At 72.0% G+C, this 20992-nt stretch carries 16 protein-coding genes and 1 riboswitch; of the genes, 13 read left to right on the top strand and 3 right to left on the bottom strand.

The window, feature by feature from the left end; translation table 11 throughout:
* The first annotated feature begins 61 nt into the window (after window positions 1-61).
* From ACIO3R_RS28795 to ACIO3R_RS28785, 3 genes are all read left to right on the top strand, one after another.
* Window positions 62-505, top strand: a complete 444-nt coding sequence (locus ACIO3R_RS28795) for a DUF485 domain-containing protein (protein WP_402109985.1) — start codon at window positions 62-64, stop codon at window positions 503-505.
* Entirely contained in the window at window positions 502-2094 is a 1593-nt protein-coding gene (locus ACIO3R_RS28790) for a cation acetate symporter (protein ID WP_402109876.1), read from the top strand. The genes ACIO3R_RS28795 and ACIO3R_RS28790 overlap by 4 nt, the downstream gene beginning before the upstream one ends.
* Before the next feature lie 334 nt (window positions 2095-2428).
* Window positions 2429-3448, top strand: coding sequence for a LacI family DNA-binding transcriptional regulator (locus ACIO3R_RS28785; RefSeq protein ID WP_363026040.1), 1020 nt, complete (start codon window positions 2429-2431; stop codon window positions 3446-3448).
* A gap of 6 nt (window positions 3449-3454) precedes the next feature.
* On the opposite strand, the gene ACIO3R_RS28780 is transcribed toward ACIO3R_RS28785, so the two are convergent.
* Entirely contained in the window at window positions 3455-4825 is a 1371-nt protein-coding gene (locus ACIO3R_RS28780) for a citrate/2-methylcitrate synthase (protein ID WP_402109873.1), read from the bottom strand.
* Window positions 4826-4937: 112 nt separating this feature from the next.
* Between ACIO3R_RS28780 and ACIO3R_RS28775 the strand changes: the two genes are divergently transcribed.
* Together ACIO3R_RS28775 and ACIO3R_RS28770 are read left to right on the top strand one after the other, a co-directional pair.
* Window positions 4938-6098: a citrate synthase/methylcitrate synthase gene (locus ACIO3R_RS28775; protein WP_402109870.1), complete on the top strand. Its 1161-nt coding sequence runs from the start codon at window positions 4938-4940 to the stop codon at window positions 6096-6098.
* A 20-nt stretch (window positions 6099-6118) separates the two neighbouring features.
* Complete coding sequence (locus tag ACIO3R_RS28770) at window positions 6119-7237, top strand: CobW family GTP-binding protein (RefSeq protein ID WP_402109868.1); 1119 nt, start codon at window positions 6119-6121, stop codon at window positions 7235-7237.
* An 18-nt stretch (window positions 7238-7255) separates the two neighbouring features.
* On the opposite strand, the gene ACIO3R_RS28765 is transcribed toward ACIO3R_RS28770, so the two are convergent.
* Window positions 7256-9706 carry a DNA topoisomerase (ATP-hydrolyzing) subunit A gene (locus ACIO3R_RS28765; protein WP_402109865.1) on the bottom strand — a complete coding sequence of 817 codons (2451 nt, stop codon included), beginning with the start codon at window positions 9704-9706 and terminating at the stop codon, window positions 7256-7258.
* A gap of 246 nt (window positions 9707-9952) precedes the next feature.
* Between ACIO3R_RS28765 and ACIO3R_RS28760 the strand changes: the two genes are divergently transcribed.
* From ACIO3R_RS28760 to ACIO3R_RS28745, 4 genes are all read left to right on the top strand, one after another.
* Entirely contained in the window at window positions 9953-11323 is a 1371-nt protein-coding gene (locus ACIO3R_RS28760; protein ID WP_402109863.1) for a M16 family metallopeptidase, read from the top strand.
* Between the two features lie 26 nt (window positions 11324-11349).
* A complete protein-coding gene (locus ACIO3R_RS28755) occupies window positions 11350-12732 on the top strand; it encodes a M16 family metallopeptidase (RefSeq protein WP_402109982.1) in 1383 nt (460 codons plus the stop codon).
* Window positions 12733-12945: 213 nt separating this feature from the next.
* Window positions 12946-13113: riboswitch (cyclic di-AMP (ydaO/yuaA leader) on the top strand.
* Window positions 13114-13125: 12 nt separating this feature from the next.
* Complete coding sequence (locus ACIO3R_RS28750; RefSeq protein WP_402109860.1) at window positions 13126-13968, top strand: M23 family metallopeptidase; 843 nt, start codon at window positions 13126-13128, stop codon at window positions 13966-13968.
* Window positions 13969-14142: 174 nt separating this feature from the next.
* A complete protein-coding gene (locus ACIO3R_RS28745) occupies window positions 14143-14853 on the top strand; it encodes a GntR family transcriptional regulator (protein ID WP_385038289.1) in 711 nt (236 codons plus the stop codon).
* Window positions 14854-15031: 178 nt separating this feature from the next.
* On the opposite strand, the gene ACIO3R_RS28740 is transcribed toward ACIO3R_RS28745, so the two are convergent.
* Complete coding sequence (locus ACIO3R_RS28740) at window positions 15032-15313, bottom strand: HPr family phosphocarrier protein (protein ID WP_385030297.1); 282 nt, start codon at window positions 15311-15313, stop codon at window positions 15032-15034.
* A 183-nt stretch (window positions 15314-15496) separates the two neighbouring features.
* On the opposite strand from ACIO3R_RS28740, the gene ACIO3R_RS28735 reads away from it, so the two are divergent.
* From ACIO3R_RS28735 to ACIO3R_RS28720, 4 genes are all read left to right on the top strand, one after another.
* On the top strand, window positions 15497-18370 hold the full coding sequence (locus ACIO3R_RS28735) for a GNAT family N-acetyltransferase (protein ID WP_402109857.1): 2874 nt from the start codon (window positions 15497-15499) through the stop codon (window positions 18368-18370).
* 81 nt (window positions 18371-18451) lie between these two features.
* Entirely contained in the window at window positions 18452-19048 is a 597-nt protein-coding gene (locus ACIO3R_RS28730) for a DUF5998 family protein (RefSeq protein WP_385030291.1), read from the top strand.
* Window positions 19048-20235 carry an alkaline phosphatase family protein gene (locus ACIO3R_RS28725; RefSeq protein WP_385030288.1) on the top strand — a complete coding sequence of 396 codons (1188 nt, stop codon included), beginning with the start codon at window positions 19048-19050 and terminating at the stop codon, window positions 20233-20235. The genes ACIO3R_RS28730 and ACIO3R_RS28725 overlap by 1 nt, the downstream gene beginning before the upstream one ends.
* Window positions 20236-20326: 91 nt before the next feature.
* Entirely contained in the window at window positions 20327-20977 is a 651-nt protein-coding gene (locus ACIO3R_RS28720; RefSeq protein ID WP_385030285.1) for a thymidine kinase, read from the top strand.
* Window positions 20978-20992 lie beyond the last annotated feature (15 nt).

Raw genomic sequence — 20992 nt, 5'->3', positions numbered from 1 at the left:
GTGGTCCGTGGACAAGGGGAGTTGTTCGGTGGAGAAGGAAGCAGGGCGCGAATCCGCAGTGATGCGACTCGACGACCCGTGGTACGACGCGCTGGCCTCCGGATGGGGGGAACTGGACGGTACGGGGAGCTTCGCGCCCGCCGGGACGCCCGATTCCGCGGCACCGCAGCGCGGCCGCAGCGCGGCGGACATCTATCTGGAGGTGCAGCGCGGCGACGCCTTCCAGGAGGTGCGGCGCCGGTACCGGCGCTTCGTCGTCCCCGCCACCCTCGCCTTCCTCGTCTGGTATCTCGCCTATGTGGTCATGGCGGTCACCGCGCCCGGCCTGATGGCGAGACCGGTGGCCGGGGCGGTCAACGTCGCCATGGTCGCGGGACTCGGACAGTTCCTCACGACGTTCCTTCTCACCGGCTCGTACGCACGGCACGCACGGCTGCGCAGGGACCGGGCGGCGCTCGATCTGCGCTGGGAGACACAGGAGATGACGCGGGGGTCCGGGCGTTGAGCGGGAATCACCAGACCCTGGCACTCCTGCTGTTCAGCGTCTTCATCGCCGTGACACTCGGCATCACCACCTGGGTGAGCCGCGACCGGCACGGTTCGGCCGAGGAGTTCTACGCCGGCGGCCGGCTGTTCTCGCCCATGGAGAACGGTTTCGCCATCGCGGGCGACTACATGTCGGCCGCGTCCTTCCTCGGCATCTCCGGTCTGATCGCCCTCTTCGGATATGACGGCATGCTCTACTCGGTCGGCTTCCTGGTCGCCTGGCTCGTCGTGCTGCTACTCGTCGCGGAACTCGTCCGCAACTGCGGCCGGTTCACCCTCGCCGACGTGGTCGCGGCGCGCATGGCGGAGCGCCCGGTCCGGATCGCGGCGGGGACGTCCTCCGTCACGGTCTCCGTGCTCTACCTGGTGGCACAGATGGTCGGCGCGGGCAGCCTGGTGGCCCTGCTCCTCGGCGGAACGAGCGGTGCAGCGCGGTCCTGGACCGTCATCGGCGTCGGTGCGCTCATGGTGATCTACGTGTCGCTCGGCGGGATGCGCGCCACCACCTGGATCCAGATCGTGAAGGCCGTCCTGCTGATGGCGGGCACGATCGTCCTCACCGTGCTCGTCCTGGTCCACTTCCACGGCAATGTCAACGAGCTGCTCAACTCCGCCGCCGACCGCAGCGGGTACGGCAAGAAGTTCCTCTCGCCGGGTCTCCGGTACGGCGGCACCTGGACGGCACGCGTCGACTTCATCAGTCTCGGACTGGCCCTGGTACTCGGCACGGCCGGACTGCCGCACATCCTGTCGCGCTTCTACACCGTGCCGACCGCCCGCGCGGCCCGCCGGTCGGTCGTCTGGTCCATCGGCCTCATCGGCAGCTTCTACCTGATGACGATCGTGCTCGGATTCGGGGCGGCGGCGCTGGTCGGCTCGGCGGACGTCCGGGCGTCGAATCCCGCCGGGAACACGGCCGTTCCGCTGCTGGCGCTCGTGCTCGGCGGCGGCGAGGGCTCCACCGGAGGAACGATCCTGTTCGCCGTGGTCGCCGCCGTGGCCTTCGCGACCATCCTCGCCGTCGTCGCCGGGATCACCCTGGCCTCGTCCGCGTCCGTCGCCCACGACCTCTACGCGTCGCTCCGCCGTCCGGGTTCCGAGCAGCGCAGCGAGGTCGCCGTGGCCCGGGTCGCCGCAGCGGGGATCGGGGTGGCCGCCATCGGGCTGGGGCTGCTCGCCCAGGACCTGAACGTGGCGTTCCTGGTGGGCCTCGCCTTCGCCGTCGCGGCCTCGGCGAACCTCCCGGTGCTGCTCTACTCGCTGTTCTGGCGGAACTTCACCACGCGCGGGGCGGTCTGGTCGGTCTACGGAGGGCTGATCCCCGCCGTGCTGCTCGTCGTGCTCTCCCCGGTGGTCTCCGGCAGCACCACCTCTCTCTTCCCCGGCGTCGACTTCCAGCTCTTCCCGTTGGAGAACCCGGGCCTGGTCTCCATCCCGCTGGGATTCCTGGCCGGCTGGATCGGCACCGTCACCTCGCAGGAGCCGCCGGACGTGGCCAAGCACGCGGAGACCGAGGTCCGTGCGCTGACCGGAGCCGGCGCCGTCTGACGGGCGGCGGCCCGCGCCCTCGGGTGCGGGGGAGCGCGCCGGCCGGCGCCCGGCGTATCGCCTGGTCGTCGAGTTGCGCGCTGAGGGGTGCCGGAAAGGGGCCGGTGACGAGTACGGTGACGCCGGTCGGCTGCATCAGCGGTACCTGCGAGAAGACCCGCCGGGGCCGGCCGGGCCGGCGCGGCTTTCCGGCCGTGAGCGGTGGGGCGCTCGTCGTGGAGACGGGCGGTGCGCTCATCGCGGAGACGGTGGGGGCATTCCGGTGCTTTCCGAAATTCGTCAAGTTTCCAGCCCCACGCAATCCGCTTGCGTATCTTGCGCTAATCTTGCACACATGACGCGACGACTTGCTCAGGTGGCACAGAAGGTTGGAGTCAGCGAGGCTACGGTCAGCCGGGTGCTCAACGGCAAGCCAGGAGTCTCCGACGCCACGCGGCAGGCCGTCCTGTCCGCGCTGGACGTCCTCGGGTACGAGCGGCCGACCCAGTTGCGCGGCGAGCGGGCCCGGCTGGTCGGCCTGGTCCTGCCCGAGCTTCAGAACCCGATCTTCCCCGCCTTCGCCGAGGTGGTCGGAGGCGCGCTGGCGCAGCAGGGCCTGACGCCCGTCCTGTGCACGCAGACCAAGGGTGGCGTCTCCGAGGCGGACTACGTCGAGCTGCTCCTCCAGCAGCAGGTCTCCGGCGTCGTCTTCGCCGGTGGCCTCTACGCCCAGGCCGACGCCCCGCACGACCACTACAAGGTGCTCGCCGACCGCAAGATCCCCGTCGTCCTGATCAACGCGGCCATCGCCCATCTCGGCTTCCCGGCCGTCTCCTGCGACGATTCCGTCGCCGTCGAGCAGGCCTGGCGCCATCTGGTCTCGCTGGGCCACGAGCGCATCGGCCTGGTGCTCGGCCCCTCGGACCACATGCCCTCGCTGCGCAAGCTGGCCGCCGCCCGGGTGCTCGCAGAGGAGTCCGGCACGGCCATCCCCGATGCGTGGGTGGCCAGGGCGATGTTCTCGCTCGAGGGCGGGCAGGCGGCCGCCACGCGACTGCTGGACGAAGGGGTCACGGGGTTCATCTGCGCCAGCGACCCGCTGGCCCTGGGCGTGGTGCGCGCGGCCCGTCGCCGCGGCCTCTCGGTCCCCGCGGACGTCTCGGTCGTCGGGTACGACGACTCGGCGTTCATGAACTGCACCGAGCCGCCGCTGACCACGGTCCGCCAGCCGATCGAGGCCATGGGGCGGGCCGCGGTCGAGCTGCTCTCCGTGCAGATCGGCGGGCGCGCCGTGCCCTCCGACGAGCTGCTCTTCGAGCCCGAGCTGGTGGTGCGCGGCTCGACTGCCCAGCCCCCGCGCAACACTTCCCGCTGACCGTCGCTATTTTGCGCCTGGTGAGCCGTCTATTGCGACGGTGTTTCCGATGGCGTCGGGCAGCGGTCGGGGCGGCCGCGGTCCGGTGTACTGGCCGATGGGGCGCATCCGCAGCGGGCGCTCCCCGTACTCCTCCAGGGCATGGGCGATCCACCCCGCGGTGCGGGAGATCGCGAACACGGTCTCACCCGCCTCCGCCGCCATGCCCGAGGAGACGGACAGCACCGCGAGCGCCAGATCGACGTTCGCGTGCAGCGGGGTGTGGCGCGCGGCCGTGGTGACCACGTCGCGGGCCGCGGCCAGCGCGGGCGCTGCTCGCGGGACCTCCGCGAGCAGCGCGAACAGCGCCGTGGCCCGTGGGTCCTCGCCGGTGTAGAGCCGGTGGCCCAGCCCCGGTACCCGGCGCCCGGTGCGGAGGTGGTCCGCGACCACCGGGGCCGCGCCGCCCCGCTCCAGGGCCTCGGCCAGCATCCGGTGCGCCAGTCCGCTGGCCGCGCCGTGCAGCGGCCCCTCCAGCACCCCCAGCCCCGCCGACACCACCGCGTACGGGTGGGCCCGAGCGGAGGCCGCGACCCGGGCCGCCAGGGTGGAGGCGGCCAGATCGTGGTCGATCAGCAGTCCCAGGGCGGTGTCCAGCACGTCGAGTGACGCCTCGTCGGCCGGGCGTGCGGTGAGTTTCGGCCACAGTTGACGCGCCAGACCGGCGCCGGTGGACGCGTCCGCGCCGCCGTCCCCGGCTCCGTCCGCGTCCGTGCCGCCCTTCCTGCCCCAGGCCCCCGCCTCATCCGCGCCCACTGTCGGCAGTGCGGCCACCAGGGTCGGGATCAGACTCCGGGCGCCCCCCAGCACCGCCTCGCGCGACAGGTCGAAGCGCAGCGGATCGGCGGCGGCCGCGGCGACGACCGCCACCCGCAGCCGGTCCGTCGAACCGCTGTGCGCCGGCAGGGCGCCGACCGTCCGGCGGGCCGCGGCCAGCGCCTCGGGAGGCGCCGTGAAGTGCGTGCCCGTCCGCAGCTCGCCGGTCCAGAGCCACTCGGCGACCTCCTCGTAGGTGTGGCGCCGGGCCAGCTCCGTGGCGTCCACGCCCCGGAAGTAGTAGCGGTCGCTCTCGATGAGCGTGATGCCGGTCCGGAAGGCGAGCTCGCCTGCGGGGGGCGCGGGCTCCCTGCGTCCCGTACGCCGTGCCAGGGCGTCGACCTCCGCCGCGTCGAACGTGCTGCCCCGCCCGCCGGGCGCGCGGTTGCTGGTCAGCTGCCCCCGGCTCACGTACGCGTACACCGTCTCGGGCTTCACGCCCAGGCGCTCGGCCGTCTCCCGGGTGGTGAGCCGATGCGCCGTGGCCCCCGAACTGTCGCCCGCACCTGCTTGATCCGTCATGCTGCTCACGGTATCCATATTGATTCAATCAACATTGACAGATCTAAAGTCAAGCATGGACAGTCGAATCAATGTAAAGAGTCGCACCACCGGAATGTCCATGGAGGAAGCAATGACGACCATGACCGGCTCAGCCCCGCTCGACGTCCCCCGAGGCCTCGCGGGTGTCGTCGTCACCGACACGGCCCTCGGCGATGTCCGCGGCCGCGAGGGCTTCTACCACTACCGGCAGTACTCGGCGGTCGAGCTGGCCCGGACCCGCGGCTTCGAGGACGTCTGGTACCTGATGACCGAGGGCGAGCTGCCCGGTCCGGCCGCCCGCGCCGACTTCGCGGCCCGCACCGCCGCACTGCGCCGGCTGCCCGCGGAGGTACGTGACGCCCTGCCCGCCATAGCCCGCGCGGGCGCCGTCTCAGGTCCGCTGGCGGGGCTGCGCACGGCGCTCTCGCTGCTCGGTGCGTCGGCGGGCTTGCGCCCCGTGTACGACATCGACGCGGACCAGCGCCGTGCCGACGCGCTGACCGCCTGCGCCGCGGTCCCCACCGTGCTCACCGCCCTGCACCGGCTCGGCCGGGGCCTCGAACCGGTGGAGCCGCGCGACGACCTGCCGTACGCGGCCAACTACCTCTACATGCTGACCGGTTCCGTGCCGGACGCCGCCCGGGTCAGGGCCGTCGAGCAGTATCTGATCTCCACCGTCGACCACGGCTTCAACGCCTCGACCTTCACCGGCCGGGTCGTCGCCTCCACCGGCGCGGACGTCGCCGCATGCCTGGTGGCGGCCGTCGGCGCGCTCTCCGGACCGCTGCACGGCGGTGCGCCCAGCCGGGCCCTCGACACCCTGGACGCCATCGGGACCCCCGACCGCATCGACGGATGGATCCGGGAACGAGTCCTCGCCGGTGACCGGATCATGGGCTTCGGACACCCGGTCTACCGCACGGAGGACCCGCGCTCACGCATGCTCCGCGGCATCGCCCAGAGCTTCGGCGGACCGCTCGTCGACTTCGCCGTCGAGGTGGAACGGCAGGTCGAGGCGATCCTCGCCGAGCTCAAGCCGGGGCGCGAACTGCACACCAACGTGGAGTTCTACGCCGGAGTGGTCATGGAGCTGTGCGGGCTGCCGCGCGAGATGTTCACGCCGACGTTCTGCGCGGCGCGCGTGGTCGGCTGGAGCGCCAATATCCTGGAGCAGGCGGAGGACTCCAAGATCATCCGCCCGGCGGCCCGTTACGTCGGCCCGCCTCCGCCGCAGCCGGTCCCGGCCGCCTGACGTTCCCCGAAGGGCCCCCGTTGAACCCGTCGTCCCCGCCCCGCGGCCGGCAGATCCCGGTCATCGTCCTCGCAGGATTCCTGGGATCCGGCAAGACGACGCTGCTCAACCACCTGCTGCGCCACCGCGCGGGAAACCGGATCGGCGTGATCGTCAACGACTTCGGGTCCATCGAGATCGACGCCATGACCGTGTCCGGGCAGGTCGGCTCGACGGTCTCGCTCGGCGGTGGCTGTCTGTGCTGCGCGGTCGACGTGAGCGAGCTGGACACCTACCTGGAGACCCTCACCCGGCCCGCCGCCCGGCTCGACGTGATCGTCATCGAGGCCAGCGGGCTCGCCGAACCCCAGGAACTCGTACGGATGCTGCTGGCCAGCGACAACCCGCACATCGTGTACGGGGGGCTGGTCGAGGTGGTCGACGCCGCCGAGTTCGCCGCCACCCGGGAGCGCCACCCGGAGATCGACCGCCATCTCGCCGTCGCCGACCTGGTCGTGCTGAACAAGACGGACCGGGCCGGGGACGCAGGACTGCCGCGCATCCGGGAGGCCGTCGCGGCCACCGGCAGTACGGCGGCCGTCGTCCCCGCCACGTACGGGCGCATCGACCCCGAGCTGCTCTTCGATCCGGCGCTGCGGCCCGACAGCGAGGAGAGGGCCCGACAGCTGACCTTCGAGGACCTGTACCTGGAGGAGCGGGCCGCGGACGCCGGTGAGGAGCACCGGGACCATCTGCACGCGGCGTACGAGAGCATCGAGTTCACCTCCGACGTGCCCATGAGCCCCCGTCGGCTGATGGGATTCCTGGACTCCCGGCCGGAAGGCCTCTACCGGATCAAGGGGTTCGTCGACTTCGGCGCGGGGGACACGGACAACCGCTACGCGCTGCACGCCGTCGGCAGGTTCCTCCGATTCGCCCCGCAGCCCTGGAGCCGCGCCGAACCGCGGCTGACCAGCCTCGTGCTGATCGGTTCCGGCATCGACGCGGAGGCCCTGCGCAAGGAGCTGGCCGACTGCCGCGAGACCGCCCGGGAGCAGCGGGAAACGGCGCCGGACACAGCGCAGGACGCCGCACATGAGCGAAGCATGTGGGGCGTCCTGCGCTACGTGCAGCAGCCCGGCGACGACGCATGGCGCTGACGCACCGGGCCGGGCCGGCTACACCGGACCGGCGATCACCGCGACCGGGGACTCCAGGGGCGTCCCCGAACCGTCGCGCCTCGGGTCGGGCGCGGGCAGCGTGGCCGGTGCACCGTTCTTCTGCGCGGCGCGGGCGGGCGTCGGGCCCGCCCAGGCGAACGTCAGGACGTCCTCGCCCTTGAGGAACCGCTGACAGCGCACCCCACCCGTGGCCCGGCCCTTGCGCGGGTACTGGTCGAACGGGGTGTACTTGCACGTCAGCACGGAGTCGTCCAGCGTGCCGTGCGAACCGGCGACCGTGAACACCATGGCGTTCGCGGCCGGATCCACCGCGGCGAAGGAGAGCACCTCCGCGCCCTCCGTGAGCTTGACGCCCGCCATACCGCCGGCCGCACGGCCCTGCGGGCGCACCTGCGCCGCCGGGTAGCGCAGCAACTGCGCGTCCGAGGTGATGAAGACCAGGTCCTCCTCGCCGGTGCGCAACTCCACCGCGCCGACGACCCGGTCACCGTCCTTGAGGCCGATGACCTCCAGCTCGTCCTTGTTGGCCGGATAGTCCGGCACCACGCGCTTCACGACGCCCTGCAGGGTGCCGATCGCCAGCCCCGGTGAGGACTCGTCGAGCGTGGTGAGGCAGATGACCTCCTCGTCCGCCTCCAGGGTGAGGAACTCCGCGACCATCGCGCCGCCCGAGAGGTTGGGCGCCGCATGGGTGTCAGGCAGCTGCGGCAGATCGATCACCGCGAGCCGCAGCATCCGCCCCGTCGTGGTCACCACGCCGACGTCGCCCCGTGCCGTGGCGGGCACGGCCGACACGATCACATCGTGCTTGGCGCGCTTGGCGTCCTCGGCGAAGACGATCGGGTCGCCGTTGGCGGTACGGGCCAGCAGACCGGTCGAGGACAGCAGCACCCGGCACGGGTCGTCCGCGACCTCCAGCGGTACGGCCGCGACCTGCGAACCGGCCGACTCCAGCAGCACCGTACGCCGGTCGGTGCCGAACTTCTTGGCGACCGCGGCCAGTTCCGTGGAGACGAGCTTGCGCAGCTCGGCGTCCGAGTCGAGGATCGCGGTCAGCTCGGCGATCTCGGCGTTGAGCCGCTCCTGCTCGCTCTCCAGCTCGACCCGGTCGAACCGGGTGAGCCGGCGCAGCGGGGTGTCCAGGATGTACTGCGTCTGGACCTCGCTCAGCGAGAAGTGCTCGATGAGCCGGTCCTTCGCCTGCGCCGAGTTGTCGCTGGAGCGGATGAGCCGGATGACCTCGTCGATGTCGATCAGCGCGACGAGGAGGCCCTCGACCAGGTGCAGCCGGTTGCGGCGCTTGGTCCGGCGGAACTCGCTGCGCCGGCGCACCACGTCGAAGCGGTGGTCGAGATAGACCTCCAGGAGCTCCTTGAGGCCCAGGGTGAGCGGCTGCCCGTCGACCAGCGCCACATTGTTGATGCCGAAGGACTCCTCCATCGGCGTCAGCTTGTAGAGCTGTTCCAGGACGGCCTCCGGCACGAAGCCGTTCTTGACCTCGATGACCAGGCGCAGTCCGTGCGAGCGGTCGGTGAGGTCCTTGACGTCCGCGATGCCCTGGAGCTTCTTCGCCGAGACCAGGTCCTTGATCTTGGCGATCACCTTCTCCGGGCCGACGCTGAAGGGCAGTTCGGTGACGACCAGACCCTTGCGGCGTGCCGTGACGCTCTCCACGGCGACGGTGGCGCGGATCTTGAACGAGCCGCGGCCTCCCGCATAGGCGTCCTTGATGCCGCCGAGGCCCACGATCCGGCCGCCGGTCGGCAGGTCGGGACCGGGGACGAACCGCATCAGGGTCTCCAGGTCCGCGCCCGGATGCTTGATCAGGTGGCGGGCGGCGGCGATGACCTCGCCCAGGTTGTGCGGGGGCATGTTCGTCGCCATGCCGACGGCGATCCCGGTCGTGCCGTTGACCAGGAGGTTCGGATAGGCGGCCGGGAGGACGACCGGCTCCTGCTCCTGGCCGTCGTAATTCGACTGGAAAGCGACGGTGTCCTCGTCGATCGACTCCGTCATCAACGACGTCGCGTCGGCCATCCGGCACTCGGTGTACCGCATGGCGGCCGGCGGGTCGTCGTTGCCGAGCGAGCCGAAGTTTCCGTGTCCGTCGACGAGGGGGAGCCGCATGGAGAACGGCTGTGCCATCCGCACCAGGGCGTCGTAGATCGACGCGTCCCCGTGCGGGTGCAGCTTACCCATGACCTCGCCGACGACGCGGGCGCACTTCACGTAGCCGCGGTCCGGGCGCAGGCCCATCTCGTTCATCTGGTACACGATGCGGCGGTGCACCGGCTTCAAGCCGTCACGGGCGTCCGGCAGGGCCCGTGAGTAGATCACCGAGTACGCGTACTCGAGGAAGGAGCCCTGCATTTCGTCGACGACGTCGATGTCGAGGATCTTCTCCTCGAAGTCGTCCGGCGGCGGGGTCTTCGTGCTGCGGCGGGCCATCGCTGCTGCGACTCCTTCACGGATTCTGTTCGGGCAACCTCAGGTTCTGACGCGGACCATTGTGGACCGCCGCACTGACAACTCCGACCTCGACCCGTCCCAAAGGGGGTTCTCCACCCGTCCCGAGGGGTCCGGACACCGCTTTCCGGTGACGTGCGCGGCACGGGAACTTCGCCAGGCGTCGGTGCGCTTGCTTACAGTGGCAGGTCTCGCATCACATCCAGTATCGCGATCGAAGGGACGTACATGCCCATGGGTCACACGGCCACAGCCCAGGCCGGCTCCGGCGGCTTGACAGCGACCGAGCACCGTCTGGCCAACGGCCTGCGCGTGGTGCTCTCCGAGGACCATCTGACCCCGGTCGCCGCGGTGTGCCTCTGGTACGACGTCGGCTCGCGCCACGAGGTCAAGGGGCGCACCGGTCTGGCTCACCTCTTCGAGCACCTGATGTTCCAGGGCTCGGGCCAGGTCAAGGGGAACGGACACTTCGAGCTGGTGCAGGGCGCCGGCGGCTCCCTCAACGGCACCACCAGCTTCGAGCGGACCAACTACTTCGAGACGATGCCCACGCATCAGCTGGAACTGGCCCTGTGGCTCGAGGCCGACCGGATGGGCTCGCTGCTCGCCGCGCTCGACGAGGAGTCCATGGAGAACCAGCGCGACGTCGTCAAGAACGAGCGCCGCCAGCGCTACGACAACGTCCCGTACGGCACCGCGTTCGAGAAGCTGACCGCCCTCGCCTACCCGGAGGGCCACCCGTACCACCACACCCCGATCGGCTCGATGGCCGACCTGGACGCGGCGACGCTCGAGGACGCGCGGACCTTCTTCCGTACGTACTACGCGCCCAACAACGCGGTGCTCTCGGTCGTCGGCGACATCGACCCCGAGCAGACGCTCGCCTGGATCGAGAAGTACTTCGGCACCATCCCGTCGCACGACGGCAAGCAGCCGCCGCGGGACGGCTCACTGCCCGAGGTCATGGGCGGTGAGCTGCGCGAGGAGGTCCGCGAGGAGGTCCCGGCGCGTGCGCTGATGGCCGCCTACCGGCTGCCGCAGGACGGCACCCGCGCGTGCGACGCCGCGGATCTCGCGCTGACCGTCCTGGGCGGCGGCGAGTCGTCCCGGCTGCACAACCGCCTCGTCCGCCGCGACCGGACGGCCGTCGCGGCCGGATTCGGACTGCTGCGGCTGGCCGGCGCGCCCTCGCTCGGCTGGCTGGACGTCAAGACGTCCGGCGGCGTCGAGGTGGCGCAGATCGAGTCCGCGGTCGACGAGGAGCTCGCCCGGTTCGCCGAGGAGGGCCCCTCGCCCGAGGAGATGGAGCGCGCCCAGGCACAGTTGGAGCGCGAGTGGCTGGACCGGCTCGGTACGGTCGCGGGCCGGGCCGACGAACTGTGCCGGTTCGCCGTGCTGTTCGGTGACCCGCAGCTTGCCCTGACCGCCGTGCACCGGGTGCTCGACGTCACCGCGGAGGAGGTCCGGGCGGCCGCCAGGGCCCAGCTGCGGCCCGACAACCGGGCGGTGCTGGTCTACGAGCCGGTCGAGTCCGCGGAGCCCGCGGAAGACGCCGACGCCGCCAACGACACCGACGCGCACGAAGGAGCGGACAAGTGACCGACGCTGCCGCGACTGGAGTTTCGATGCAGTACCACCCGCAGCCCGCCCCCGGAGAGGCCAGGCCCTGGGCCTTTCCCGCACCCGAGCGCGGCGCCCTGCCCAACGGCCTCACGGTGCTGCGCTGCCACCGCCCCGGCCAGCAGGTCGTGGCCGTCGAGATCTTCCTCGAAGCCCCGCTGGACGCCGAGCCCGAGGGCCTGGACGGGGTGGCCACGATCATGTCGCGCGCCCTGTCGGAGGGCACCGACAAGCGCAGCGCCGAGGAGTTCGCCGCCGAGCTGGAGCGGTGCGGTGCCACCCTGGACGCCCACGCCGACCACCCCGGCGTCCGGGTCTCCCTGGAGGTTCCCGCCTCCCGGCTGGCCAAGGCGCTCGGCCTGGTCGCGGAGGCCCTGCGGGCACCGGCCTTCGCCGACAGCGAGATCGAGCGGCTGGTGAACAACCGGCTCGACGAGATCCCCCACGAGCAGGCGAACCCCGCCCGGCGCGCCGCCAAGCAGCTCTCCAAGGAGCTCTTCCCGGCCACGGCCCGCATGTCGCGCCCGCGCCAGGGCACCGAGAAGACCGTGGAGCGGATCGACTCCGCCGCCGTGCGCGCCTTCTACGACGCCCACGTCCGGCCGTCCACCGCGACCGCCGTGGTCGTCGGCGACCTCACCGGCATCGACCTGGACGCCCTGCTCGCCGACACCATCGGCGACTGGTCGGGCGACACGGCCGAGCCCCGCCCGGTCCCGCCGATCACCGCCGACGACACCGGCCGGGTGGTGATCGTGGACCGCCCCGGAGCGGTCCAGACCCAGCTGCTCCTCGGCCGGATCGGCGCCGACCGGCACGACAGCGTCTGGCCCGCCCAGGTGCTCGGCACGTACTGCCTGGGCGGCACGCTGACCTCCCGCCTGGACCGGGTGCTGCGCGAGGAGAAGGGGTACACCTACGGCGTGCGCGCCTTCGGCCAGGTGCTGCGCTCCTCCGCCGGGGACGCCGCCTCCGGGCCGACGGGCGCCGCGATGCTCGCCATCAGCGGCTCGGTGGACACGGAGTCCACCGGGCCGGCGCTGGAGGACCTGTGGAAGGTGCTGCGGACACTGGCCGCGGAGGGCCTCACGGACGCCGAGCGCGAGACGGCCGTGCAGAACCTCGTGGGCGTCGCACCGCTGAAGTTCGAGACGGCGGCCTCCGTCGCCGCGACCCTCGCGGACCAGGTCGAGCAGCACCTCCCGGACGACTACCAGGCGCAGCTGTACGCGCGCCTCGCGGACACCGGCACGGTGGAGGCGACGGCGGCCGTGGTCAACGCCTTTCCGGGCGACCGGCTGGTCACGGTCCTCGTCGGGGACGCCGCGCAGATCGAGGAGCCCGTGAGGGCTCTCGGCATCGGAGAGGTCTCGGTCGTCACCGGCTGACCGGACGCTCTCCCCGGTAACGGGACAAAAGGAAGGTCCTGGTGGATCGCTGACCGCCGGGGCCTTCCTCTTTTGTCCAGTTTTGCGGGAGAGGTTGCCTGTCTGCCCTGTGGGATGCGCTACAAATCCGCCTGTCCGTTTGGTGTGGGGAAGTGCCCCCGTTTAACGTCGGCCCGGCTGTCCGTCACTCGTATGCCGCATCCGTGACGTACCGGGCAGCCATCGCCGAGTCCCCGTCAGGCGCGAGCCGGGGGAGCCGGGGACCCACGCAGTCCCTGGGGTGAATCGGATGCCCATGCCTCGGTGAGGCCGGGGGATCCGTAGGAGACCTTCCTGCTCCGAACCCGTCAGCTAACCCGGTAGGCGAGAGGGAAGGAAAGGACCAGCCACTTCATGGCGTTCACCCGTGCCACCGGGAAGCACCGTGCCCCGAGCCGTCTGACGCGCTGCGGCGCGAAGGCCGTCGGCATCGCGACCCTGGCCACCACCGGCGTCATCGGCTCCCTGGCCTCCCCGGCCCTCGCCGCCGGCACCGAGACCCCCGACGCCGACGAGACAGGGCTCTCCCAGGTCATCGCCATCGAGGGCGACCTGGCCGACCGGATCGACGCGCAGGCGGACGCGCAGCAGCGCCAGGCCGACGCCGCCGCGAAGGCGAAGGCGAAGGCGGACGCCAGGGCGAAGGCCGAGGCGAAGAAGAAGGCGGACGCCAAGAAGAAGGCCGACGCCAGGGCCAGGGCTGCCGCGAAGGCCGAGGCCGCCGCCAGGGCCGAGGAGGCCCGCGCGAGCGAGGCGCGTGCCGCCCGCTCCGCCGAGCGCGCCCGGCTGGGCACCTTCCAGCTCCCCGTCGCGGGTTCCCACGTGAGCACCGGCTACCAGGCCGGCGGCTCCCTCTGGTCCTCCGGCAGCCACTCCGGCATCGACTTCCACGCCGCGTCCGGCAGCTCCGTCGTCGCCGTCGGCGCCGGTACGGTCGTCGAGGCCGGCTGGGGCGGCGCGTACGGCAACAACATCGTGCTCCGGATGACGGACGGCACGTACACCCAGTACGGCCACCTCTCCTCGATCGGCGTCTCCGTCGGCCAGGGCGTCGGCCAGGGCCAGCGGATCGGCCTCTCCGGCTCCACCGGCAACTCCACCGGACCGCACCTCCACTTCGAGGCCCGGACCACGCCGTCGTACGGCTCCGACATGGACCCGGTCGCCTATCTGCGCGCCCACGGCGTCACCGTCTGACCGACGGCGAAGCACCTCGGTGAAAGGCCCCGGCAGCCCGCCGGGGCCTTCGTCGTACCCAAAAGATATTCATGAATTTCCACCCGGCATCGGAAATGCGAGCGCATTGCAATAGAGTCACAGGACAGGCGTCGATCGGCCGCGTTCCGCGGGGATTAAGACGGAGGTTCGGACATGCGCATTCCGGCGCATTCGGTATGCACGGCAATCCGTGACGACATCGTCTCCGGTGTCTTCGAGCGCGGCAGCCGACTCACCGAGGAGGTGCTCGCACGCCGTTACGGGGTCTCCCGCGTCCCGGTGCGCGAAGCGCTGCGCACCCTGGAGTCCGAGGGCTTCGTGGTCACCCGCAGGCATGCCGGGGCCTGCGTCGCCGAGCCCGACGAGCAGGAGGCCGCCGATCTCCTGGAGGTCCGGATGCTGCTGGAGCCGCTCGGCGCGGCCCGTGCCGCCCAGCGCCGCACCGACGCCCACCTCAAGGTGCTGCGCGGCCTGGTCAGGCTGGGGCAGGAGCGGACCCGCCGGGGCGAGGGCGAGGACCTGCGGTCACTGGGCGGCTGGTTCCACGAGACCCTGGCCCAGGCCTCCGGCAGCCCCGGCCTGATCGCACTGCTCACCCAGCTCCGGCACAAGATCGCCTGGATGTACGCGGTCGACCAGCCGGCCCGCCCCGCCGACTCCTGGGCCGAGCACGGGGCCATCGTGGACGCCGTGGCGCGCGGCGACGCGGAACGCGCGCGGGCGCTGGCCGCCCAGCATGCCGAGCGGGCCACCGCCGCGCACCGGCTGCGCCGTCCCGACCGGCCGGGCGCCGCCGCCATCCCCCGCGCCGGCCGGGTGAGGACTTCGCAACATGTCGTAAACACCCCGAGCGGCCGGCATTAACAAGGGGGCCGTATACAAAGAGCAGGCATTCATTGGGGCTTTGTTCTTGCTGCCCTGAATTCCGATGCGCGGGTCTTTATCGGTGATCCGTCATTCCCGCGCACACGAAAGAGCCGCGACTCCCGGTCGGGGGTGTCGCGGCTCTTTCGCAAGAATTCCGGCGGTCGTGACCGCTGGGTCAGACGGTCTCCGGAAGCTCGTCGAGCCCCTCGGCGACCAGCTTGGACAGACGGTCCAGAGCGGCTTCGGCGTCGTCGGCGTCGGACGCGAGAACGATCTCCTCGCCGCCCTGGGCGCCGAGCCCGAGCACCGCGAGCATGGACGCGGCGTTCACCGCGTTGCCGTCGGCCTTGGCGATCGTCACGGGTATGCCGGAGGCCGTGGCGGCACGGACGAAGATGGATGCGGGGCGGGCGTGCAGGCCCTCGGCCCAACCGACGTTGACGCGGCGCTCAGCCATGGTTCTGCCCTTCACGAATCAATGGTTGTCTAGACCAGTCTCTCATGCAGTGCCCGATGCTCCGGCCGACCCGCGGCCCGGTCGAGTGGGTGCCGGGGCCCGGCCGTACCGTCGATCGGCCACCCCCAGACTGCCCCGGCCCCGCCCCCCACGCGACCGCTGACAGAGCCGTAGGCTTTGCCCATGGAGCCCTCTCCGGAGCAGAGTCCGCATCACGTCTACCCCGATCACTGGGAGGCGGACGTGGTGCTCCGCGACGGCGGCACCGCGCGGATCAGGCCGATCACCACGGACGATGCCGAACGGCTGGTCAGCTTCTACGAGCAGGTGTCCCCGGAGTCGAAGTACTACCGCTTCTTCGCTCCCTACCCCCGGCTCTCCGCCAAGGACGTCCACCGCTTCACCCACCACGACTACGTCGACCGGGTGGGACTCGCCGTCACGGTGGGCGGAGAGTTCATCGCCACGGTCCGCTTCGACCGGATCGACGCCACGGGCAGGCCCGCGTCGGCCCCGGCGGACGAGGCCGAGGTCGCCTTCCTCGTCCAGGACGCGCATCAGGGCCGCGGCGTCGCCTCCACGCTGCTCGAACACATCGCGGCCGTCGCCCGCGAGCGCGGCATCCGGCGCTTCGCCGCCGAGGTGCTGCCCGCCAACAACAAGATGATCAAGGTGTTCCGGGATGCCGGGTACACCCAGCAGCGCAGCTTCGAGGACGGCTCCGTCCACCTCACCCTGGACCTCGAACCGACCGCGGAGTCGCTCGCCGTCCAGCGCGCCCGGGAACAGCGCGCGGAGGCACGCTCCGTGCAGCGGCTGCTCGCACCCGGCTCCGTCGCCGTCATCGGCGTGGGGCGCACCCCCGGCGGCGTCGGCCGCACCGTCCTGCGCAACCTCCTGGGCGCGGGCTTCACCGGCCGCACGTACGCCGTGAACAGCGCCTTCGCCGCCGGCCAGGACACCATCGACGGGGTGCCCGCCCACCGCTCCCTCGGCGAGATCGGCGAACCCGTCGACCTCGCCGTCGTCGCCGTACCCGCGGAGCGGGTCCCGGAGGCCGTCGCGGACTGCGGCGAGCACGGCGTCCAGGGCCTGGTGGTCCTCTCCGCCGGATACGCCGAGTGGGGTGCGGAGGGCCGCGAACGGCAGCGCGAACTGGTGCGCCAGGCCCGCTCGTACGGTATGAGGATCATCGGTCCGAACGCCTTCGGCATCATCAACAACTCCGAGGCGGTCCGGCTGAACGCCTCCCTGGCACCGGAACGGCCCGCCTCCGGGCGCATCGGCCTGTTCACCCAGTCCGGCGCGATCGGCATCGCCCTGCTCTCCGGGCTCTACCGGCGCGGCGCCGGACTCTCCACCTTCATCTCGGCCGGCAACCGCGCCGACATCTCCGGCAACGACTTCCTCCAGTACTGGTACGAGGACCCGGACACCGATGTCGCCCTGCTGTACCTCGAATCGCTCGGCAACCCGCGCAAGTTCACCCGCCTCGCCCGGCGTACCGCCGCCGTGAAGCCGGTCGTCGTCGTGAAGGGCGCCCGGCACAGCGGCTCCACCCCGCCGGGCCACGCCGTACCCGTCAGCCGGATCCCGGACGCCACGGTCTCCGCGCTGATGCGCCAGGCGGGCGTGATCCGCGTCGACACGGTGACGGAGATGGTCGACGCGGGCCTGCTCCTCGCCGGCCAGCCGCTCCCGGCGGGCGGCCGTGTCGCGATCCTCGGCAACTCCGAGTCCCTCGGCCTCCTCACGTACGACGCCTGCCTGGCCGAGGGCCTGCGCCCGCGTCCGCCGCGCGACCTCACCACCGCCGCCACCCCGCAGGACTTCCGGGACGCGCTGGCCGAGGCGCTGGCCGACGAGGGCTGTGACGCGGTGATCGTGACGGCGATCCCGTGGGTGGGCGAGGACGGCGAGGCGGAGCCGGGCGACGGCGAGGTGCTGGCCACCGCCCTGCACACGGCCGCCGCCGCCGGGCCGGCCAAGCCGGTGGCCGTCGTCCACGTGGAGATCGGCGGCCTCGCGGAGGCCCTGGCCGCCGCCACCGGCACGGTGGCCCAGCAGCGCCCGGCCCCGGCGCCGGGACGGCCCTCGGCCACCCCCGCCGCCAGACCGGCCCCGCCCGGCGGAACGGACACCGCGCCGACGCCGACCGGCCCCGGGGAAGCACGCGCCGCCGGCCGGATCCCCGCCTACCCCGCCGCGGAACGGGCCGTCCGGGCGCTCGCGGAAGCCGTGAAGTACGCCCAGTGGCGACGCCAGGCCGCGGTCCCCGGCAAAGTCCCCGAGTTCCTCGACGACACCATCGACGAGCCGGGCGCGGCCGCCCGCATCGAGGCGCTGCTCGGCGAGGACCCCGATCCGCGCGGCAGGCCCCTGGCGCACGACGAGGCCCGCGAGCTGCTGGCCTGCTACGGCATCACCGTCCGGCCGACGCTCCCGGCACCCGACGCGGAGGCGGCCGTCGACGCCGCCGCACGGCTCGGCTACCCGGTCGCGCTGAAGACCACCGCACCCCATCTGCGCCACCGCGCCGACCTCGGCGGTGTCCGGCTGGACCTCGCCACCGAGTCCGCGGTGCGCCGCGCGTACGGCGAACTGACCGACCTCCTCGGCAAGCCCGCCGAGCTCCGGCCCGTCGTGCAGGCCATGGCCCCGCGCGGTGTCGACACCGTCGTACGGGCCACGATCGACCCGGCCGCGGGCGCCGTCCTCTCCTTCGGCCTGGCGGGTGCGCCCTCCGAGCTCCTCGGCGACACCGCCCACCGGCTCGTTCCGGCCACCGACCGGGACGCCGCCGAGCTGATCCGCTCGATCCGGGCCGCCCCGGTCCTCTTCGGCTGGCGCGGCTCGGCGCCCGTGGACACCGCGGCACTGGAAGAACTGCTGCTCAGGGTCTCCCTGCTGGTCGACGACCACCCCGAGGTGGTCTCCATCGCCCTGGAACCCGTCGTGGTCGCCACCCAGGGGCTGACCGTCCTCGGAGCGAGCGTCCGGCTGTCGCCGCCCCCGGCCCGCACCGACCTCGGCCCCCGCCGCCTCTCCAACTACTGAACCGCCCCGCTCCGCGCCTACCGGCAGGGAGGGCGGACAGGACGTCCCCGGCAGCCATCCGCCCCCCGTAGGATGGTCCGTATGGCTAAGACCGGTACGACGACCCAGGGGCTGCGCGCGGCGATCGAGCGCAGCGGCTACTACCCGGCCCTCGTGGCCGAGGCGGTGGAGGCCGCCGTGGGCGGTGAGCCGGTCGCTTCGTACCTGGTGCACCAGGAGACCACCTTCGACTCCAACGAGGTGCGCAGGCACGTCACGGTCCTGGTGCTCACGGACCATCGTTTCGTCGTCAGCCACACCGACGAGCAGAACGCCGACACCAGCTCCCCGACGCCCTACGCCACCACCTCCACCGAATCGGTCAAGCTCGACCGGATCTCCTCGGTCGTGGTCAGCCGTGTCGTGGCCAACCCGGAGAAGTACGTTCCCGGCACGCTGCCCCGCGAGGTCGTCCTGACGATCGGCTGGGGCGCGGTCTCCCGGATCGACCTGGAGCCCGCCGCCTGCGGCGACCCCAACTGCGAGGCCGACCACGGCTACACCGGCAGCTCCACCGCCGACGACCTGAGCCTGCGGGTCAGCGAGGCCGGCGACGGCCCCGACACCGTGCGCCAGACCCTCGCCTTCGCCCAGGCGCTCTCCGAGGCCACGGCCGCGACTGCGGCGGCCGGCCGCTGATGGTCCAGCCGGCCTGGCAGGACCCCGTCCTGCTGTCCGTCGACACCGCCCCGGTGCCCGAGTACGGCAGCGGCTCGCTCGCCGATCTGCTGCCCACGCTCGTCGCGGGACAGGGCGTGCCCGGTTTCAGCGCGGCGATCACCGAGCTGACCCCCGCCGACCGGAACTGCGTCTTCCTGATCGACGGCCTCGGCTGGGAGCAGATCCGGGCGCACCCGGACGAGGCCCCCTTCCTGCACTCCCTGCTGCCCACCTCGCGCGGCGGCACGGGCCGCCCGATAACGGCGGGCTTCCCGGCCACCACCGCGACCTCGCTGGCCTCGGTCGGTACCGGGCTGCCCCCGGGCGAGCACGGCCTCCTCGGGTACACGGTGCGCAATCCGGAGACCGGCGCGCTGATGAACCAGCTCCGCTGGAGGCCGTGGACGCAGCCCAAGGTCTGGCAGCCCCACCCCACCGTCTTCACCCGCGCCGACGCGGCCGGAGTGCGTACCGCACAGGTCTCCGCGCCCACCTTCGAGCAGACCCCGCTCACCAAGGTCGCGCTGAGCGGCGGCTCGTTCCTCGGCCGGCTGACCGGCGAGGACCGGATGGACGTCGCCGCCGAGCGGCTGGCCGCCGGTGACCGCTCGCTCGTCTACACGTACTACAGCGAGGTCGACGGCATGGGGCACCGCTTCGGCGTCGACTCCGACGCCTGGCGCGGTCAGTTGATGCATGTCGACGGACTGGCCCGGCGCCTCGCCGAGCAGCTCCCGCCGCGCTCGGCGCTGTACATCACCGCCGACCACGGCATGATCGACATCCCGTTCGACGAGCAGTCCAGGATCGACTTCGACGCGGACTGGGAGCTGCGCGCGGGCGTCGCGCTGCTCGGCGGCGAGGGCCGCGCCCGCCATGTGTACGCCGTCCCGGGCGCCGAGGCCGATGTGCTGACCGTCTGGCGCGAGGTGCTCGGCGAGCAGTTCTGGGTGGCGAGCCGGGACGAGGCCGTCGCGGCGGGCTGGTTCGGCCCCCGGATCGACGAACGGGTCCTCGGCCGGATCGGCGACGTCGTCGCGGCGGCCCACGACGACGTGGTGATCACCGCCTCCGACAACGAGCCGCACGAGTCGGCGATGGTGGGCATGCACGGCTCGATGACCCCCGTCGAGCAGTTGGTCCCGCTCCTCGAAGTACGCTCCTAGGCGTGTTTCGAAAGTCCCGTACGCGCCCTCCTGGCCGTACGGGCCCGTTCCACGGCCCCCTCCGCCCGTCCCGAAAGGTGCTCGACCCCTCATGCCCGAGCTGGTGTTCTTCTCCGGAACCATGGATTGCGGGAAGAGCACTCTGGCGCTCCAGATCGGGCACAACCGGTCGGCGCGGGGCCTCCAGGGCGTGATCTTCACCCGGGACGACCGGGCGGGGGAGGGCAAGCTGTCGTCACGGCTGGGTCTGGTGACGGACGCGGTCGAGGCGGACCGGGGGATGGACCTGTACGCGTACCTGGTCGCTCAGCTGTCGAAGGGCGGCAGGGTCGACTACGTGATCGTGGACGAGGCGCAGTTCCTGGCTCCTGAGCAGATCGACCAGCTGGCCCGCGTCGTGGACGACCTGGAGATGGACGTCTTCGCCTTCGGTATCACCACGGATTTCCGTACGAAGCTGTTCCCCGGATCGCAGCGGCTGATCGAGCTGGCGGACCGGGTCGAGCAGCTGCAGGTCGAGGCCCTGTGCTGGTGCGGGGCCCGTGCGACGCACAACGCGCGGACGATAGAGGGTGAGATGGTCGTCGCGGGAGCCCAGGTCGTGGTCGGCGATGTGAACCGCCCTGCGGGCGAGGTCGGTTACGAGGTTCTCTGCCGCCGCCACCACTCGCGCCGCATGACCGCCGCGTCCGCCCGCGTGGGCGCGCTGTCCCCGGACGTTCTGCCGGTCTCGTCTGCCTGACAACACCGCAGGCGT

This window comes from Streptomyces sp. NPDC087428 (genome assembly GCF_044744085.1).
Lineage (GTDB): Bacteria > Actinomycetota > Actinomycetes > Streptomycetales > Streptomycetaceae > Streptomyces.
Note: the sequence above shows the minus strand (reverse complement) of the source record. Positions and strands in the feature narration are given on the sequence as shown.

Bases quoted from the DNA above. Each gene is read 5' to 3' on its own strand.
- ACIO3R_RS28745 (WP_385038289.1), top strand. From the start codon at position 14,143: ATGCGCATTCCGGCGCATTCGGTATGCACGGCAATCCGTGACGACATC.
- ACIO3R_RS28760 (WP_402109863.1), top strand. From the start codon at position 9,953: ATGCCCATGGGTCACACGGCCACAGCCCAGGCCGGCTCCGGCGGCTTG.
- ACIO3R_RS28780 (WP_402109873.1), bottom strand. From the start codon at position 4,825: ATGACGGATCAAGCAGGTGCGGGCGACAGTTCGGGGGCCACGGCGCAT.
- ACIO3R_RS28720 (WP_385030285.1), top strand. From the start codon at position 20,327: ATGCCCGAGCTGGTGTTCTTCTCCGGAACCATGGATTGCGGGAAGAGC.
- ACIO3R_RS28775 (WP_402109870.1), top strand. From the start codon at position 4,938: ATGACGACCATGACCGGCTCAGCCCCGCTCGACGTCCCCCGAGGCCTC.
- ACIO3R_RS28750 (WP_402109860.1), top strand. From the start codon at position 13,126: ATGGCGTTCACCCGTGCCACCGGGAAGCACCGTGCCCCGAGCCGTCTG.
- ACIO3R_RS28735 (WP_402109857.1), top strand. From the start codon at position 15,497: ATGGAGCCCTCTCCGGAGCAGAGTCCGCATCACGTCTACCCCGATCAC.
- ACIO3R_RS28785 (WP_363026040.1), top strand. From the start codon at position 2,429: ATGACGCGACGACTTGCTCAGGTGGCACAGAAGGTTGGAGTCAGCGAG.
- ACIO3R_RS28725 (WP_385030288.1), top strand. From the start codon at position 19,048: ATGGTCCAGCCGGCCTGGCAGGACCCCGTCCTGCTGTCCGTCGACACC.
- ACIO3R_RS28795 (WP_402109985.1), top strand. From the start codon at position 62: ATGCGACTCGACGACCCGTGGTACGACGCGCTGGCCTCCGGATGGGGG.
- ACIO3R_RS28730 (WP_385030291.1), top strand. From the start codon at position 18,452: ATGGCTAAGACCGGTACGACGACCCAGGGGCTGCGCGCGGCGATCGAG.
- ACIO3R_RS28755 (WP_402109982.1), top strand. From the start codon at position 11,350: ATGCAGTACCACCCGCAGCCCGCCCCCGGAGAGGCCAGGCCCTGGGCC.
- ACIO3R_RS28765 (WP_402109865.1), bottom strand. From the start codon at position 9,706: ATGGCCCGCCGCAGCACGAAGACCCCGCCGCCGGACGACTTCGAGGAG.
- ACIO3R_RS28740 (WP_385030297.1), bottom strand. From the start codon at position 15,313: ATGGCTGAGCGCCGCGTCAACGTCGGTTGGGCCGAGGGCCTGCACGCC.